The 17,928-nt window shown below is 44.5% G+C and carries 17 protein-coding genes; 15 read left to right on the top strand and 2 right to left on the bottom strand.

Annotated features, from left to right (window positions below; translation table 11 throughout):
- Positions 1 to 33 precede the first annotated feature (33 nt).
- From K0H60_RS19085 to K0H60_RS19075, 3 genes are all read left to right on the top strand, one after another.
- Positions 34 to 906 (top strand): nucleotidyltransferase family protein, encoded by an 873-nt coding sequence (locus tag K0H60_RS19085; RefSeq protein WP_220056716.1) that lies wholly within the window; start codon positions 34 to 36, stop codon positions 904 to 906.
- Positions 899 to 1,963, top strand: a complete 1,065-nt coding sequence (locus K0H60_RS19080) for a phosphotransferase enzyme family protein (RefSeq protein WP_220056715.1) — start codon at positions 899 to 901, stop codon at positions 1,961 to 1,963. The genes K0H60_RS19085 and K0H60_RS19080 overlap by 8 nt, the downstream gene beginning before the upstream one ends.
- 117 nt (positions 1,964 to 2,080) lie before the next feature.
- Complete coding sequence (locus K0H60_RS19075) at positions 2,081 to 3,505, top strand: MFS transporter (RefSeq protein WP_220056714.1); 1,425 nt, start codon at positions 2,081 to 2,083, stop codon at positions 3,503 to 3,505.
- Positions 3,506 to 3,525: 20 nt separating this feature from the next.
- Here K0H60_RS19075 and K0H60_RS19070 read toward each other — a convergent pair whose 3' ends face one another.
- A complete protein-coding gene (locus K0H60_RS19070; RefSeq protein ID WP_220056713.1) occupies positions 3,526 to 4,344 on the bottom strand; it encodes a sulfotransferase in 819 nt (272 codons plus the stop codon).
- Between the two features lie 304 nt (positions 4,345 to 4,648).
- Between K0H60_RS19070 and K0H60_RS19065 the strand changes: the two genes are divergently transcribed.
- Positions 4,649 to 5,764 (top strand): Fic family protein, encoded by a 1,116-nt coding sequence (locus tag K0H60_RS19065; RefSeq protein WP_220056712.1) that lies wholly within the window; start codon positions 4,649 to 4,651, stop codon positions 5,762 to 5,764.
- Between the two features lie 218 nt (positions 5,765 to 5,982).
- The gene (locus K0H60_RS19060) at positions 5,983 to 9,150 is read left to right on the top strand and encodes a DUF3427 domain-containing protein (RefSeq protein WP_220056711.1); all 3,168 of its coding nucleotides are present in this window, start codon (positions 5,983 to 5,985) and stop codon (positions 9,148 to 9,150) included.
- 10 nt (positions 9,151 to 9,160) lie between these two features.
- Here K0H60_RS19060 and K0H60_RS19055 read toward each other — a convergent pair whose 3' ends face one another.
- The gene (locus K0H60_RS19055; protein WP_220056710.1) at positions 9,161 to 10,048 is read right to left on the bottom strand and encodes a LysR family transcriptional regulator; all 888 of its coding nucleotides are present in this window, start codon (positions 10,046 to 10,048) and stop codon (positions 9,161 to 9,163) included.
- Between the two features lie 245 nt (positions 10,049 to 10,293).
- On the opposite strand from K0H60_RS19055, the gene K0H60_RS19050 reads away from it, so the two are divergent.
- From K0H60_RS19050 to K0H60_RS19005, 10 genes are all read left to right on the top strand, one after another.
- On the top strand, positions 10,294 to 10,785 hold the full coding sequence (locus K0H60_RS19050; RefSeq protein ID WP_220056709.1) for a DMT family transporter: 492 nt from the start codon (positions 10,294 to 10,296) through the stop codon (positions 10,783 to 10,785).
- Between the two features lie 22 nt (positions 10,786 to 10,807).
- On the top strand, positions 10,808 to 11,269 hold the full coding sequence (locus tag K0H60_RS19045) for a DMT family transporter (protein ID WP_220056708.1): 462 nt from the start codon (positions 10,808 to 10,810) through the stop codon (positions 11,267 to 11,269).
- A gap of 178 nt (positions 11,270 to 11,447) precedes the next feature.
- Positions 11,448 to 12,164 carry a pyrimidine 5'-nucleotidase gene (yjjG, locus tag K0H60_RS19040; RefSeq protein WP_220056707.1) on the top strand — a complete coding sequence of 239 codons (717 nt, stop codon included), beginning with the start codon at positions 11,448 to 11,450 and terminating at the stop codon, positions 12,162 to 12,164.
- Positions 12,165 to 12,561: 397 nt separating this feature from the next.
- Positions 12,562 to 12,840 (top strand): helix-turn-helix domain-containing protein, encoded by a 279-nt coding sequence (locus K0H60_RS19035; RefSeq protein ID WP_220056706.1) that lies wholly within the window; start codon positions 12,562 to 12,564, stop codon positions 12,838 to 12,840.
- Positions 12,840 to 14,168 carry a type II toxin-antitoxin system HipA family toxin gene (locus tag K0H60_RS19030; protein WP_220056705.1) on the top strand — a complete coding sequence of 443 codons (1,329 nt, stop codon included), beginning with the start codon at positions 12,840 to 12,842 and terminating at the stop codon, positions 14,166 to 14,168. Before K0H60_RS19035 ends, K0H60_RS19030 begins: the two co-directional genes overlap by 1 nt.
- A gap of 521 nt (positions 14,169 to 14,689) precedes the next feature.
- Complete coding sequence (locus tag K0H60_RS19025; RefSeq protein ID WP_220056704.1) at positions 14,690 to 15,439, top strand: hypothetical protein; 750 nt, start codon at positions 14,690 to 14,692, stop codon at positions 15,437 to 15,439.
- Positions 15,440 to 15,546: 107 nt separating this feature from the next.
- Positions 15,547 to 15,768 (top strand): helix-turn-helix transcriptional regulator, encoded by a 222-nt coding sequence (locus tag K0H60_RS19020; protein ID WP_220056703.1) that lies wholly within the window; start codon positions 15,547 to 15,549, stop codon positions 15,766 to 15,768.
- Positions 15,726 to 15,974 (top strand): helix-turn-helix transcriptional regulator, encoded by a 249-nt coding sequence (locus K0H60_RS20655; protein WP_350354848.1) that lies wholly within the window; start codon positions 15,726 to 15,728, stop codon positions 15,972 to 15,974. The genes K0H60_RS19020 and K0H60_RS20655 overlap by 43 nt, the downstream gene beginning before the upstream one ends.
- 222 nt (positions 15,975 to 16,196) lie before the next feature.
- Positions 16,197 to 16,862, top strand: a complete 666-nt coding sequence (locus K0H60_RS19010) for a YagK/YfjJ domain-containing protein (RefSeq protein WP_220056702.1) — start codon at positions 16,197 to 16,199, stop codon at positions 16,860 to 16,862.
- A 370-nt stretch (positions 16,863 to 17,232) separates the two neighbouring features.
- Positions 17,233 to 17,883, top strand: coding sequence for an HGGxSTG domain-containing protein (locus K0H60_RS19005; protein WP_220056701.1), 651 nt, complete (start codon positions 17,233 to 17,235; stop codon positions 17,881 to 17,883).
- Positions 17,884 to 17,928 lie beyond the last annotated feature (45 nt).

The raw sequence follows: 17,928 nt of genomic DNA, 5'->3' as shown, positions 1-17,928 counted from the left end.
ATATCTTTAATACGAACTGAACACTAATCCCACATGAATACAGATTTGACCTTAGTCATTATGGCGGCAGGGCTAGGTAGTCGTTTTGGCGGCGATAAGCAATTGGCCTCCCTCGGTCCTGCGGGCGAACCCATGTTGGTGTTATCGATACAGTCGGCGATCCGCAGCGGGTTTAAGCGTGCCGTGCTGGTGATCCGCCCCGAATTAGAAGCGGAACTCCACGAACTGTTGATACGCTTTTTACCAGCTCACTTTGAGTATCACTTTTGTTATCAGTCACTCACCGATTTGCCCGCCGAAGCGCAGCTTGCGGATGTGAGCCATCGTTTAAAGCCCTGGGGAACGGCACATGCCCTGTGGTGCGCCCGTGATAGTGTCAATGGGCCAATGGCGGTGATCAATGCCGATGATTTTTACGGCGACAGCGCCTTTGCTTCTTTAGCGAAGGGATTAACCGCCAGACCCCATGATTGGATGATGGTGGCTTATCCGATTGAGCTGACGTTATCTGAGCACGGTGGCGTGAATCGTGGCTTATGCCAAGTGGAGCAGGGGCAACTGCGCTCAGTCGCCGAATGGTTGAATATTCAAGCTCAAGATTATGGTTTTATCGGCGAAGGCCCTGAGGGATTGGCACCGCTTCCTTCGCAGTCGCTGGTCTCAATGACCTGTTGGGGCTTCTCGCCAAGCATATTTGATGTTATTAAACGTGAATTAACGGTATTTATCGAACAACAAGGCCAATTGCCTAAATCTGAATGCTATTTGCCCGCCGTGGTTCAGGCGGGAATTGAGCAAGGTGTGCCCGTGTTTGTTGATGTGGCCAGCGAACCTTGGCTCGGTGTGACCTATCCGCAGGATACTGTCTGGGTAAAGCAAAAATTAATGGAGTTATTGAGTGATTAAACTCATCAGGCAGTCAGTGTTGCCTCATTTTGGAATTGAAGCCGACGAAGCAAAAATCTCAGCGTTAGGGAATGGTCATATTAACGATACCTTGTTAGTGCGTTGGCCTACGGGTGAGTTAGTGCTGCAACGTATTAATACCCAAGTGTTCAAGACGCCGCAGGCATTGGTGAGTAATGCCGATAAAATTAGCCATCATTTGTGTGCTAAGGCATTACAACAGCAATATGGCTTGCAGGTTGTGAGTCCTTGCCTTACCCAAGAGGGTGAGCTGGCTATTGACTTGGGTGAGCAGGGATTTTGGCGCGCTATCAGTTATTTGCCCCACAGTTTAAGTATCGAAGTGGTCAAGTCCGAAGCCGAAGCCGAAATGGCGGCTAAGGCCTTTGGTCATTTTGCCTGTGCCTTGAGTGATTTCGACGCCACTCAACTTGAGGATGTGATCCCGCAGTTTCACCATTTGCCGGGACGGATGGAAATGCTGCGCCAAGCGGTACAGCAGGATAAAGCTAAGCGGTTGGATTTATGCCGTAACTGGGTCGATTATGCCCTGTCACAGCAGAGTTTATTGGATGAGCTGGCTGATATTTCGCCACAGCTTCCGCTACGTATTTGCCACAACGACACTAAAATCAACAACATGCTGTTTGATAAGCGCGACATGTCGAGCATGGCAATTATCGACCTCGATACTTGCATGAAAGGGCATTTGATGTATGACTTTGGCGATATGGTGCGTACCTTCTGCTCGCCTGAAGCCGAAGATTCGACCGCCCTCGAGAATGTTAAAGTGCGCCAATCCATCTTTGCCGCCATTTGCCGTGGTTATTTAAGTGAGCTGGGTGAAGTGTTAACTGAGGTTGAAAAACGTAGCCTCTGGCTCGGGGCGCGGGTGATTTGTCTGATGATCGGCGTGCGTTTTTTAACGGATTATCTCAATGGCGACGTGTATTTCCATGTGCACCGTGAGGGCCATAATTTGGATAGGGCTGCGAATCAATTTACCTTGTATCAAAGCCTGTTAGATCAAGAAGCCGAGTTGAAGGCTTACTTCTAACCCTGAAATGTCAACACACCCTAATCAAACGCCCCATTTGGGGCGTTTTGTTTTTGGCTTATATACGACATAATTGCAACATCAAAACCCCTCAGTCTCATATGGATTTGGCTTGGAATGGGCACCCTCGAAGCTCCCACAGCATTAACGTGTTCGCGCCGTAGCGCTAGAAATCTCTGGTTAAGATGCACTCTGCGCCGCTCGCAGCAGGAAGCCGTGGCTTCGTCGATGATGACGGCGACGAGTGATAACTTTTTCAATGCTTACGCAATTTTTCTCGGTGCCAGTCTTGCACAAATGGGCTTTGTTACTGGTTTACCGCAGCTTTTTGGGGCGATGTCGCAGCTGGTTTCTGTATGGTTAGCGAGTCACTTTTCCCGCCGTAGTTTTATCGTTTACTGCGCGGCTTTGCAGGCGTTGGTGGTATTGGGCATGGGCGCGTTAGCGGCCTTTCGTCCCGATAACTCAGTGTGGATATTTATCGGGCTCGCCGTGGGATATCACGGATTTATTAATCTTATCCAACCCCATTGGCGTGCGTGGATGGGGTCTATTGTGCCCGAGCGTCGTCGTGGTGCCTTTTTTGCGGCGCGCACTCGCTTAACCATGGGCGCATCCTTAAGCGTATTTTTTATTGGAGGTGGGATTCTTACCTTTACCGATTCGCTTCAAATGGCCTGGTTAGGCTTTACTTTACTGTTTTGGATAGCGGCCATGGGACGTTTTGTCTCGGCTTGGTTGTTATTGCAAATGCACGACCCGGATCCGCGCGAAGCCAAGCAGCGGGGCGTATTTATCCAAACCATCCGCAATTTTCGCGGAGCATGGAAGGATAAAACTTTCCGCCAATACAGCCTATTTGTGGCCAGTATGCAGGCGATGGTGGCCATCTCGGCACCGTTTTTCGCCGTGTATATGCTGGAAGACTTGAAGTTTAGCTACATCGAATTTGTGCTCGCGAGCGTGGCATCGATAGCCACCCAGTTTGTGACGCTGAAGTTTTGGGGGCGATTTAGCGATCAATTCGGCAATCGTTTGGTGATGATTATCACCAGCTGCATGATCCCAAGCCTGCCGCTGCTGTGGTTGTTCTCGGATAACTATCTGTATATTCTCCTCATTCAGGCATTTTCGGGCCTAGCGTGGAGCGGCTTTACCCTAAGCACCGCCAATTACCTTTATGATATTCGTCCCTTTCGCAGTGATTTTGCCACCTATGCGGCGCTGCAGGCATCACTGAGCGCGGGATTGGTGTTTGTTGGGGCCATGGTCGGTGGCACGATAGCTTCCCATGCGGCAGACTTTTTAGTCTGGTCAGGTTGGAATACTTGGCTCAGTAGCCCGATTTTTGTGGTGTTTTTAGTGTCGACCATACTGCGCGCATTTGTGACACTATGGTTTATTCCGCGTTCGGTCGAACCCAAAGTCAGGCCTCGGCCGCAGTTACTGCAGCTTATCTTCCGTATCCGCGGCTTTAACGCGATCTCGGGCGTGAGTCTTGACTGGTTAACTGTGGTAAAACGCCGAAATACCCCTGATTAGCTTTACTATCCGTTAGGGGGTTAAAGCTTATAATCGAAGAACTTACGTTTTTCAGGCCCCGAGGCATTAGCGCTGATCTTATTTGGGTGTTTATATTCATCCCAACTGGCGACATTGCGGCCGACATTGAGTTTAGGAAAGTTCTGTTGGTTTGTGGCGCTGGCTAATCCCATAAATGTTAATAGCTGGCCGAGGGCGCCTTGGCGGCTGACATCGATACAGAGGAAGTTGTGTCTACCCGCAAAGTAGTCCAATACCTCTGTTTTATGGCGCTGATAGCAATCGATAAGATGTTGTTCATCTTGCGGGTTTTCAACCAAACCGACACCAAAGCTATGGCGAAAACTGCGCTTCATGATTGGGTGGAATCGACCGGTTTTGGCATCTAAATGTGGCAGCATTCGACTCAGTAACATCTGCATCGATGGCACCCAAACGCTTAACTCACGGTCAAGATAAACAAATTTGGTCTCGGGGAATAATCCATCCAACTGTTTGAAATCGCTAAAACAAGGTGCATCGGAAATCGCATCAGCCTGCATAAAGGCCTCTTTGGTAAACGCCATATGCGCCACTTTTAAGCCTTGTTCTAATAGTGCCACACTCACGCTCGTCGTCCCTGTACGGGGCAAGCCGATAAAAATAACCTTCTGTTTTTGCTTGGCAGCCACCGATTCATGCTTAACTGCACTCGGCTCGATTGCACTCGGCTTAATTGCATTTGGCCTGATGTCATTGGGTTTAGTCGAATCGCACTGTGGCTGATTGAGCTGCACATCTTCACTATGGTTATGCCCTTGAGAATCGGGAAGGGTGGCAATAGTTAGGTAATCAGGCATGGATTGGGCTCAGCATTCTTGTCAGCGTGGTCGTGATGGCTGTGTAAATGGGGTTTTAACATTAGCGTTTTATCAACGTTGGCAGTATATCGCAGCCAGCGGGTTTTGGCTGCGTAAAGCTGGAGTTGCGTCGGTATTGCTTTGTAGAGGCAATCAACAGCATAAATCCCTTTATGCTAGAAGCATTTGGGCAAGATGAGGCGATTACTTGTATTATTTGCCTCGTCTTGTGAGGCAAATAGGTTTGTTAATTGACTCATTGTGTGAGTAGAATAGGCTTGTTATTTGACTCATGGGGTAAGATATGTGGATTTGGCAGCAAGTCGATTGGCCTAAATTTCATTGGAATATCAGCAGAGTTGATGCCCTGATACGTCAGGTATATTTCAATCAGGGCCAACTGCTCGGCAAGCAAATGCTAAGTCACGACGACAGCCAGTTAACCTCAGCGGCGGCACTCGACACCTTACTCGCTAACATTATCCACTCCAGTGCCATTGAAGGTGAAAAGCTCAATGCGGCTTCGGTGCGCTCATCCTTGGCTAAAAAACTCGGTGTGTCCGAAGACAAACCGTATCCGACCACTGCGCAAACCGATGGTTTGGCTGACATTATGCTCGATGCCTTAAAAAATTTAGATACAGAGTTAACCCTTGAGCGGATATTAGGTTGGCATAAACAGTTATTTCCCCAGGGTTATACGCTCTTTAACCCCGTTATTGGTGGAGTGCTACGTGGCGATACGCCTATGCAGGTTGTCTCAGGCCGGATTGATAAACCAACGGTACATTTTGAGGCACCTTCTCGAGCGACTTTGGATGCTGAACTCTCACAGTTTATTGAATGGTTTAATGCATCAAGGCAAGATCTGGGTTTAGATCCGCTTATCCGTGCGGCGATAACTCACCTATGGTTTGTGACTCTACACCCGCTTGATGATGGAAATGGACGCATCACGCGTTTATTGACTGATTTAGCTTTGGCGCAAGCGGAAAAACGCTCAATTCGCTTTTACGCTATGTCGGTCAGTATTCTGGCCCGTCGCCAAGCCTACTATGACATTTTAGAGTCCACCCAAAGGGGCGATGTCGATATTACTCCTTGGTTAGTATGGTTTTTTGAAACCCTCAATGATTGCTTACTCAATGCGATGGGAGAGGTGAACAAGACTCTTCGGAAAACGCAGTATTGGCAAAATCTCGATCAATCCTTATTGAGTCAAGAGCAAGCCAAAGTGCTCAATCGGATGTTAGATGGCGATTTTGAATTAGGGATGAATAGTAGCCAGTATCAAAAGGTCGCTAAGGTGAGCCGCGCCACAGCCACCCGTCACCTTGCGCAAATGGTCGAGCAAGGCTTTTTAGTAAAAGCCGACGCCGGCGGCCGAAGTACGAGGTACTTATTGCCGAGTGGGCTGTAGAGGCTAGTTTGCCTTGTGGAGAATATGCTCACCTGCCGAACATATTTACCGCGTGGAATTACGGCCTTTATCGTAAGTAATCGATTAGTTTAAAGCCTAGGTTGTATTAACTCTCTATCGTAAAAGATAAAGCCATCCCACAAATCGCAATTTGAATCAAATTGTTATGTGATATATTCGCTACAACTTTGATTGTTAGTGTTGGGGTATATCTGGCTATGGAACAGGTCGGGATTTACGAAAAGCTTATTACTCAACTCGTTGAGCAGCGCTTAGATAAGGACATATTTTTTGTTGGAGAAAGGAAGCTAGAAGTTGCTGAGGCAAGTATTTGGCTCTCACGTTTTCTGACTAAAGTAATTGAATATGTGATTAATTCAGTTCCCGCCGATGAAAACCAAGTCTTCAATCAAATCAGTTTGGCTAACCGGTTAGTGATGTGGCTCAAAGAGCACATTAACGATGATGATTTTATTAATGAAAATCTTATCGATAGCCAAGGTCGAATACTCACGGCTCTTTTTAACAAACAAAACCCGATAGCGACTGACTTACCTAAATATACGGCCGCCATATTTCCATTAACGGGGCTAACTCAAAGCGAGCTTTTTTGCGGGAGTAATGCGGGATTATCACTTGAAAGTGAGCTTAAACGTGAGATCCGTTCATCGGATAAAATCTATTGGCTGGTGTCATTTATCAAGTGGGCGGGGATTCGCATCTTCAAGCATGAACTTGAGGAATTTACACGTAGTGGTAAAGAGTTACGCATCATCACTACATCGTATATGGGCGCGACTGATGCGAAAGCCGTCGAGTTTCTAGCTGGTTTACCTAATACCCAAGTCAAATTAAGTTACAATACTAAACGCGAAAGGTTGCATGCAAAGTCCTATTTATTTCTACGAAATACGGGTTTTCATACCGGTTACATCGGTTCTTCAAATTTATCGCATTCTGCATTGACTAGTGGGCTTGAGTGGAACCTTAAGATCACCACCCAAGAAATTCCACACATCATTGATAAATCGCTCAGTACCTTTGAAACTTACTGGGAATCGAACGAATTTGAGCTTTTTAGCGGTGATGTGAGCAGCAAAGAAAAGTTAAACAATGCGCTCAAAGAAGCGAAAGGCAGTGGCACTGAACCGAGCTCATTTCATTTTGACATTAAGCCGTTTGCGCATCAGCGAGAAATCCTCGAACAGCTTGCAGTAGAACGAAGCGTTCATGGTCGTTTTAAAAACCTTATTGTTGCAGCAACCGGCACGGGTAAGACGATTATTTCCGCATTCGATTTCGCGCAGTTTTATAAACAACATCCAGAAGCAAATTTCCTATTTGTTGCCCATAGGCAAGAAATTTTACAGCAAGCCCTCGGCGCTTATCGCGGTGTGTTAAAGAACAATCAATTTGGCGAGCTATGGGTGGCAGAGCATAAACCTAATAGTTACAAACATTTATTTGCATCTATCCAAAGTTTGAATCTGCAACTTGATAACTTGCCATTAGCAACTGATTTTTATGATTATATTGTTATTGATGAAGTCCATCACGTTGCTGCGAATAGTTACCGTGGGCTATTAGAACATTTTGAGCCGACGATTTTACTTGGGTTGACGGCTACACCAGAGCGTCATGATGGTGTTGATATTTTAGTGGACTTTTGCGGTGTGATTGCCGCAGAAATACGTTTACCCGAAGCCATCAATCAACGGCTTTTATGCCCTTTTCAATATTTTGCGATCGATGATGAGACAGATCTTCGTAAGTTAAGTTGGAGCCGTGGCCGATACGACGTTGCTGAACTGAACAATTTATATACTCACAATGAACAGCGTGTGACGCGTATTATTCGCAGCCTAGCTGAAACCGTAACCGATATAGACAATATTAAGGCGTTAGCCTTTTGCGTAAGTAAGGAACACGCCGAGTATATGGCGAAAAAGTTCAAATTATCAAAGATTAGCGCCGATGTTCTGACCAGTGATAATAGTGAAGAGCGCCACGAAAAGCGGCAGAACTTAGTTAGTGGCAAATTATCCATTTTGTGTGTGGTGGATATTTTCAACGAAGGTGTCGACATCCCAGAGGTGGATACTTTGTTATTTTTACGGCCAACGGAAAGTTTGACCATATTCCTGCAACAACTTGGCCGAGGTTTGCGTCTCACCGATGATAAGCAGTGTTGTACTGTATTAGATTTTGTTGGCAATTCACGCGATGAATACGATTTTTCTCAGAAATTTAGAGCGTTAGTCGGTAAAACCAATCAGTCGATTAAAGATGAAATTCTCAATGATTTTCCGCATCTACCGCTAGGGTGCCGAATTGAACTTGAAGAGAAAGCGCAGTCGATGATTTTGCGTAATATTAGCCGCGCAACGCTCAATGCCAATCGATTAACCAGTCTAATGGCAAACTTTAAACATCAAACTGACTTGTCGCTCACGCTAGGCAATTTTTTACGCATGAACCCGCAAGTGAGCCTTGAAGATATTTATCGCATAAAGATTAATGGCCAAAGTGGATGGACCTTATTAGTCGAGGCCGTACAGGGGAATAAGATTGCAGAACCTGCAGTTCAGCCCGATTTAGCCAAGGCATATTATCGCGCGATTAACTTCCACTTACTCAGTTGCACGTCATTATCCTATTTAAAATTTATCAAGCAGTTATGCGAAAATGATTTTGTCTTTAATGGGTTGGATCCTATTCAAAATCAGTTTGCTTTGATGTGTCATTACAACTTTTGGGATAAATCAGGTACGGCTTTAAACGTTAACAGTTTAGCGGCTAGCTTGCTGATGTTACGCAATAAGCCGTTGCAAGAAGAGTTGTTGTCTGTCTTGGCGATACTGATTAACCGGATACACCATCAAGAAATGGATTTGGAATTACTCCAACCCACAGCGTTGAAAGTGCACTCTCGTTATACTCGTGAGCAAATTTTAGCGGCGATGGGTGCAAGCACATTTGCAGCTAAATCACCTTCAAGGGAAGGTGTACTTGCGATTAGTGAGCAAAACCTTGAGTGTTTATTTGTTACGTTAAATAAATCAGAGAAGCAGTTTTCACCGACAACCATGTATCACGACTATGCGATTAGTGAACATCTATTCCACTGGCAATCGCAAAATAGTGCACGGCCAGAACGTGGTCGAGGTCTGAGTTATATTAAGCAACAAAAGCTGGGGAAAACCGTGCTGTTGTTTGTTCGAGAGCAATCAAAAGATGAAAATGGCCGCACTATGGGATTCGTGAATTTTGGCAAAGTGCATTATGTCAGCCATAACGGTTCACAACCCATGAATGTTACATGGAGATTAGAGCAGCCAATCCCTGATGTAATGTGGCATGACGCGGCCAAACTGGCAGTGGGTTAAATATTACTTCCTAGATTTTTCCCAACTGCTCCATCAAAAACTCAATCAATACCGTTACTTTGGTTGGGAGATATTTTCGCTGTGGATACACAGCATAAATACCATGTTCGGGGAGTGGAAAGTCAGTCAGTATCGTTTGTAAACGCCCAGCCTGTAGGTCGGACTCTACGATAAAGCGTGGCAGATTGGCAATACCAAGGCCATCAAGACAGGCTTGGTGGATAGCATCGCTATTATTCACCTGATAATTGCCTTTGGGTTGAACACGTTGCACGCCATAGGGACTGTGGAAACTCCATTCCACACCATCTTGAAAGTAACTGTAAAACAAACAGTTGTGCTGAGTTAACCCGCTAGGAGTCATGGGTGAACCGTGCTGCGCTAGATAGGCGGGGGATGCGCAAATCACGCTCAAACAAGGGGCAATTTTGCGGGCTATAAGGCTGGAGTCGGGCAGTTCGCCGATGCGAATGGCTAAATCGAAGCCGCCTGCGATTAAATCCGTGGTCTTATCATCCATTTGCATTTGCAGCTGAATATCGGGGTAACGTTTTAAAAACTCAGCGATTAAAGGTGCAATATACAAGCGGCCAAACACCATAGGCACGGAAATTCGCAGATTGCCTTTAGGTGTTTGCTGCAATTCGGAGATGGCATCCAATCCTTCTTGGGTGAGCTGTACCGCCGGGCGAATATATTCGAAATAGCGCGCGCCAGCACCCGTTAGGCTCAAACTGCGAGTGGTGCGTTGTAACAATTGAATCCCTAAGTGTTGCTCCAACTGTGTGATTCGTTTGCTGATGGCTGATTTACTCAGCCCAAGTTTTTGTCCCGCAGCGGAAAAGCTACCGCATTCCACCACGGTGACGAAAATGGGCAGGGCGGAAAAATGTTCCATGCAGGGCTTCCTTTATCAAACGATGATGTAACAGCCGAGACTTGGCTGTAGGTCTTGTTTATATCACTTTAAGCTGAGTATGAGGGGATTTAGGGCCTCACTTGCATCTCGCTTTTCGCTTAAAGCGGAAATCATCAACATTAATTGTCAGCTAAAGCTCAACAATAAGTTTCTATTACGGTGGATTATAAGGCCTAAACTATCACTGTAGACTATTTTGCAACAAAAATGGATGGACTGTTTTGATGCAAACGTCAAACAAACTGACCTTATTTATGCCCTTTGTGGCGCTCTGTTCCGGCGTTTTACTGGCATTAATGATTAAGCTCAATAGTCAGCTTGCTATGTATAGCTCACCGCTTTTGGCATCTTGGATGGCTCATGGTATTGGCGCAATAACAGTGTTGTTGGTGCTGTTTTTACTGAGAAAAAAGCTGATGAGTAAAGAAGCCAAGTTGGCTTTGAATGCCGATGCGAGTCGATCATTATTACCTTGGTGGGCGTATTTAGGTGGTGTTACTGGTGCTGCGACGGTTGTGTTGGCCGCTGTCACAGTCAACAGTGAATTAGCCTTAGCTGGCACCTTAGCCTTGATGCTCGTGGGGCAGTTAATCTTGAGCTGTATATTTGACTGCTGTGGTTATTTCGGTGTCGTTAAACGGCGCATTCGATTCACAGAAGCTATTGCTATGGTAATGATTTTGTTGGGAGCCATGTTAGTGATTTATTCACATTAGCTGGCGTAGCAGGGGAAATTGAATGGAATTGATGGTACTTATCGCACTGCTTAATGGCGGTTTAATTGCCTTAAGCCGAACCTTTAATGGTGCTTTGGCAAAACATAGCCATGCGTTAATTGCATCTTGCTGTAATCATATTGTGGGCTTTGTAGTCTTGAGTGCATGGATAATCTGCCTAGAGAGTGGCGCAAATCAGCTACAAGGGCAGCCGCCAGTGTATTTGTACCTTGGTGGAGTCATTGGTGCTTTATTTGTCGTGCTAAATAGTTGGGCATTGCCATCGTTAGGGGTGATGCGTTGTACTTTGCTGGTGATATGTGGGCAGATGCTGACAGGCGTTGTTCTGGATATAATATCTCGCGCCAGCGGTATTCATTGGGCGTCGCTCGTTGGAGTATGTTTGATGTTAGCGGGTGTCGTGTTCCTTAATCGAGCGAAGCAATCTACGCCGAAGGTAAAGCATGCGAATTGGTCGTTGTGATATGGCGTTAATCGCCGTTCAACCTCATCATATCGTAGCGAACAGGTTGCTTTGTCATTCTCGGGTATGTGAAAACCGAGCCAAGTTGGGATTGGCTGTTGTGTTGATCATTTTTGGGGTTGTCGCATCGTTTTTTCATGCTTAGCATTTGATTTTTTTGTTTGTTATTAGGAGTGTTATGTCGTTCTCAAGCCAGACTAATTCTTCGGCCGCACCTTACTCTTGGGTGCTTTTCGATGCCGATGAAACCCTCTTTTATTTCGATGCTTTCGAAGGACTGAAACTGATGTTTTCAGGCTTTGGGGTCGATTTTACTCGGGCTGATTTCGAAGAATATCAAAGTGTAAATAAGCCGCTGTGGGTTGAGTATCAGGATGGCAAGATCAGCGCCGCCGAACTGCAAACCATACGCTTCGAGCCTTGGGCGGCAAAGCTTACTGTGACCCCACAAACCCTAAACAGTGCATTTTTAACGGCTATGGCCGAGATTTGTGCGCCCTTGCCCGGCGCCCGTGAATTGTTGGCCGCGCTGCAGGGAAAAGCCAAAATGGGGATCATCACCAATGGTTTTACCGAGTTGCAGACAGTGCGTTTAGAGCGTACTGGTTTACAGCATCATTTTGATATTTTGGTGATTTCAGAAAAAGTGGGTATCGCAAAACCCGATGTCGGTATTTTTGAATATGCCCTTGAATTGATGGGTCAGCCTGCGCGCGAGCAAGTGTTGATGGTGGGCGATAACCCACATTCAGACATTCAAGGCGGCATCAATGCGGGATTCCACACCTGTTGGTATAACGTCCATGGACACGCGGCCCCCGCAGGTATTCGTCCCCACTTTCAAGTCGCCTCCCACCATGAGCTACAGCAGAAGCTAATTTCATTACTCGGCTAGCCTCCAGAAACCAAAAGCCCTTAAAAAGGGCTTTTGGTTTTAGATAACACAAATATCACTATTCCACGTTTTGGATCTGAATATTGATTTCTTTTATTTTTATTTTAAATACATATACTTGTCTTTTGCTATTTAGTCTGTTAGTTGTTTTAGTCACCAAGTTAGTCCCGTTTTGATTGGTGTCTACGAAGCATTAAAGTTGGTTTCAATCTTTTGGTTTTAATACGTTTCGCGTTTTTGTCGTAAAGGCATTCTTCTTTGTGCTGCTTCAAAATACCAGTTTTACCTGTTATAGCGTGTAACTGTCATTTTACCGGCTATAGCGTGTAAGTGTTGAATTACCGGTTATAGCGTGTAATATGTGATTGTTGGTATCTAAGTTAATGAAGGGCTTGATATGAAAGTGACAACAGCTAAACAGCTAAGTAATTATCTTAAAGATACTCGTCTATCCTTGAAGCTTTCTCAAAGCAAAGTGGCTAATAAAGTTGGCATTCGCCAAGATACAGTATCAAGCTTCGAGCAAAACCCCGATTCCACAAAGCTGGAGACGCTTTTTAAGCTCCTGGCGTCGCTCAATCTTGAATTAGAGGTTAAGAAGAGAGGAGTTAGCATTGATAATATTCGCTTGGATAACACCTCATTAGATGGCCAAGACTGGAAAGAGGAGTGGTAATGGCGGCGTTAGATGTCTACATGAATGGTTATCTAGTTGGCGAATTTATCAAAACTCCGACAGGTGCCCACCAATTCAAGTATCACGAGGATTGGCTTGCATTGGCAGGTAGCCGCCCCATATCACTATCAATGCCACTACGAAGGCAAGCTTATATCGGCGATGAGGTTTACAACTTCTTCGATAACCTATTGCCCGATAATCCCGAAGTTCGTAACCGCATTGTTGCTCGCCATCAAGCCGCTTCCTCGCAGCCTTTTGACTTGCTTGCAAAGATTGGACAAGACAGTGTTGGTGCATTGCAATTAATTCCTCAAGGCGAGTTGCCCATTAATGTTAGGCAGATAGATGCTAAACCGCTGTCTTCTGCCGAGCTAGAAAAGGTATTGAAAGGTTATTTGTCTGGTATCCCGTTAGGCATGCTTAGGGAGCAAGATGATTTCAGGATCTCTATAGCAGGTGCCCAGGAAAAAACTGCGCTGCTCAATATAGATGGGAAGTGGTGTTTGCCGCTTCATGCAACACCGACAACACATATTATTAAATTGCCCATTGGTACTATAAAGGGTCATTCGTTTGATATAGATATGTCTGATAGCGTGGAAAACGAATATCTTTGTATGAAGATCGCTAAGGCATTTGGCCTTGCTGTAGCTGGATGTAACATCATGAAAGTCGGTGATATTAAAGCGCTTGTTGTTGAGCGATTTGATCGACGTTTAGCATCCGATGGCAGTTGGTTAATGCGTCTTCCACAAGAGGATTTTTGTCAGGTTCTGAATGTACCACCAGCAAAAAAATATGAAAGCGATGGTGGGCCAGGAATCCAAGCCATCATGGCTCAACTACTGGGGTCCGCAATGCCAGAACGAGACAGATATGATTTCATGAAGGCTCAAGTCTTGTTTTGGTTACTGGGTGCTATTGATGGTCACGCTAAAAACTTCTCAATTTTTATTGATGCTGGTGGCGGTTATCGATTAACCCCCCTTTACGATATTTTATCGATCTATCCGGCTCTTGGGGGTAAAGGGCCTAACATTCGCGATGTAAAGCTGGCAATGGCGTTGAAGGGCAGTAAAGGTAAAAAGGTACTGCTAGAAAGCATATTTCCAAGACACTTTATTCAGACTGCTAAAACTGTGGGATTTGATACTGACAGTATGGTAGGGATTATGACTGAAATGGCCGATATGCTCGATTTTGTGATCATGAAAGTCAGCAGAGAGCTTCCCGATGATTTTCCTGTTCAAATACGCGATTCGATTATCAGTGGATTAAAGAAAAGGGCTCAGCGCCTGGGCATCGAAAATCTTACACGATTTTAGAAAAGCTTGTCCTTAACAAAATGTTATTTATCTCAGAACACATAATTATTGGTGTTTAGAATATCGATAAGCGTAGTCTAGTAAGTCTAAGCTTCATTCCCTTGAATTAAGCTTAGACAGGTTGGGAATTTGACAATCTCAGATGAAAAACATTGTATGAATCGTCCTAATTCACTAGACAAGTTTGAGCATAAGGCCTTTGTGGATCATTCCTGAAGGCTAAAGCATTAATGCTCATACACTATACAAACCCTGATAAACCGGAATGAACAATTTTACAGTTAGGTTGTTTTTTTAGCGGTCAGCACTAGATGTTGGGCAGTGGGATTGTCATAGCTCAAGATTGTCATCGATACTTCAACTGCTTGATTAATGGTTAGATAGACTGAAAATTTTGCAATCAGATATCAATCTAATGTAGTTGAAGTAAAAATAAGGTGCACAATGAATATACCTGCCACTGTCAAATATAGCCGTAGTAGCGACTTAACAAGGGTTTTGTTGCCAGACAGTTCGAGTTAGTGGGTGAAGCACTCTCTGAAGAAATACCTAATCAATTGAACTTTATCAAAGATTGCAAGAATCCGGGGATGGAACTCCTCTTGTTAATTGGTGCAAGGGCTCACCGATTGAGGCAAAGTGGATGCGAGCTTTTTGCAGATAGGGCGTCAAAGCGAAACCCCTCTCAACTTGGATTAGTCATAGATAATACTGACATTTTTGTGAAGCAAGCATCTGCGTTGCTAAGCCTCTTAGAGGGTCCCATAGCAGAAGAGGTATTATCACAAGTTGACCGTATTATTGAGACAAGTTTTCACCTCGGTTATTACGCGGGAAGTAATGATTCACTAGCTATAACTGAACGGTATACTAATTTAGGTTATGCAGCTATAGTCGATAAACCACAGAAAGGTGGTCTGGCAAAAGCTAATGCTGTTGAACCATTGAAAATACTAGTCTGCGACATGGCTAATCACATATATGGGACTCCAAACTTATCAAATACACCTAAATCTATGTTAGCAAAGGCAATCGACGCCATACTTATAGATTTTTCTAAACATGGCGACAATAAAAACATTCCTTCACTAATGAAATTTAGTGCTCGCTCTCCTGAAGCTACAACATTACATTCTTGGCTTAAGACAATTAAGAAACCAGACAATCTCAAGCATCAACCCAAACCAAGTTTTGTAGTGGTACGTCAGGCCTTAAATTCTGCTTATTCGATGCAAAAGATTAAAAAAGCATTAAATGTTAATAATGTTTAAAAACAATTGATTAGACGTCAAAAAAAGTTTCTGCTAAGTAGAGCTACTTTTTTTAGTTTTTAGCCTTTATCACAATCACTCCCGAACAACATTGAACGGGAGTGAGCATGAACTCATTAAATAAACCATCTACAGACCGTATCGTTCGTGAAGCCGAGCGTAAAGCAATCACTTCTATTTCTCGCACTACAGCGTGGTCACTTGAGCGTAAGGGGCTTTTTCCTAAGCGTAGACGACTCTATCCGCAAAGTACTTCAGTCGGTTGGCTGTTATCTGAACTAACGGAATGGGTAGCTTCCCGCCAAACAGCCGAAGGTGGAAAGTACTAATGCAAACATCCAATACCGATCACTTAGCTCATTTTATTGATGAATATCGTGTCGTTAGGAAGCCAGAAATCCAGAGATTACTCGGCATTAGCCGCTCAACCTTGGGGCGAAGAATTAAAGCAGGGAAATTTCCCAAACCAGCCTCAATAGAGAATGGACGTTCATGCTGGCTATTCAAAGATGTGCGTGAGTGGCTATTAAAGTGAATGAGCACGCTACTTTCTGGTGTAAAGCAGGCTTCGCCTGCTTTTTTTAACGAGTGTAGTGACGCAGTTTGACGCACTACACCTACAAATCAAAACCGACTGAAAAGCCTTAAAACCCCTAGGGGCTTAATCGAACACTATCGATCAAGCCCGATAAATCGGCGGATATTAAATATTATATGGCCGCCTGTTTTCAGTATGTCAAAAATAGAAGGTTAAACGATGTTCTGTATCAACAAACATAATTCACTACTAATGACGTATAAGGATCATGCTTACCATGTCTACAAACCCAAATCTCAAGGGCTTAAGCCACAACTCGTGGAGAAAATCATTTCCAGATGTGAAGTCATGTTAAGTCACTATAGTAAAGTCATGGTGATTAGGATTGATTTACACCCAAAGCAGTATTCTGCTGATAACAATCTAATTAATCAGTTCCTTAAGCAGCAGGCCGGTGCACTATCTCAACAATACAAATGTAAGGTGCAATACCTATGTGCTAGAGAGCGGCATCACTCTGAAATACAACACTATCATGTCGCCCTTATGCTCAGTGGACATAAAATTAACTATCCACACAAACTGTTAAGTCAGCTTAAATCACAATGGGAGCGAACTGGTGGAACAGCGTCATTAGTCGATAATCCTTTCAACATCATGTGTCGTGGGAATAAGCCCTCACTCAAGCATGCTATTTACCGTCTCAGTTCCTTTGCCAAAACAGTGACAAAGGAACTCGGTATCAAAGCGCGTTCGTTTCTGAGCAATAAAATCCAACCAGCAGCATCATTTGACGATAGTAAAGATACGCTCTTGGTTGACCCTTTTATTACAGCTCAAATCAATCAGCGCAGAGTAAAGCCCAGCATGCTGAGAGCACGATAAGAGAAGCAGTTAAACCCATCAAGCCTGCCTTTGCTTGGTTTACCGAAAGAAGCCATGCCCAGCAACTGAAAGAATCTATTCTGACTAGGACATCCAGTTTACATCACCTTGTAGATCCACTTTGTAGTGGATCACACCTGAGTACCCCATGAACCGATAAAAACTCAAGATCCATTAATGGCAATTGATCCACCAGCAAAGGGGACTGAAACACACTCAAACACAGAAAAACGTAGGACTTTAGGCGTTTAATGCACTTTGATGACCCGAATTCAAAATGCCTCTCATCAAAATGCAAAACAAAGTCCATGAACCGAAGCAGATCCACCTATTACAGATCCACGCTTGTTGATCAAAAGAGGGAATAGCCATGGGCCGATTTGATTTAGAAACACTACCACGTTGTGGAGCAAAGACTCGCAGTGGTCACCCTTGCCAGCGTTATGGTAATAAAGCTAATGGCCGCTGCAAGCTCCATGGCGGTCGCTCTACTGGAGCCAAAACAAAAGAGGGAAAATTAGCCGTAAGGGTGAATGCTCTTGTTAATGCTTTCATGTGGCATTTCTATAAACGCCTTGACCTAAAAATAAAAAAAATAGACGTAGAAAATGCTCTCCATGCCTATTGGCGGTTGATAGGACTAAGTGAAATGCAAACTCGCAACTTAGATAAAGTTATCGAAATTGTTCGTCAATATCGATTTGAGCTAGAAACCGTTAAATACTATATTGCTGAATATGAAGGACCAGAGGCACTGCTTTTGATCCAGTCCGCACTGGATCATTACTATAAAGACACCGCTGCTGAACACCTCAAATTCCATATCTACTCGGCAGTCTTCCCAACTCCTTATTTCAATAGATTAAGCGGCTCTCATGCGGAGTTAGCACATGAAATGAGGATATTTTCTAAAACTGAACGGAAAAAGGGTTTTGGTTACACAGCCCGAATGCCAATGGACCCAGTCCAAAAAGTGCTCAACAAATACTTAAAGAAGCTCAAAACATCCAATAAAAGCTAATTAATCCTCATACCTTAACGTGACATCCGCGATTGAAGTCACTGC

The sequence above is a fragment of the Shewanella mangrovisoli genome, from assembly GCF_019457635.1.
In the GTDB taxonomy this organism is placed as follows: Bacteria; Pseudomonadota; Gammaproteobacteria; order Enterobacterales; family Shewanellaceae; genus Shewanella; species Shewanella mangrovisoli.
Note: the sequence above shows the minus strand (reverse complement) of the source record. Positions and strands in the feature narration are given on the sequence as shown.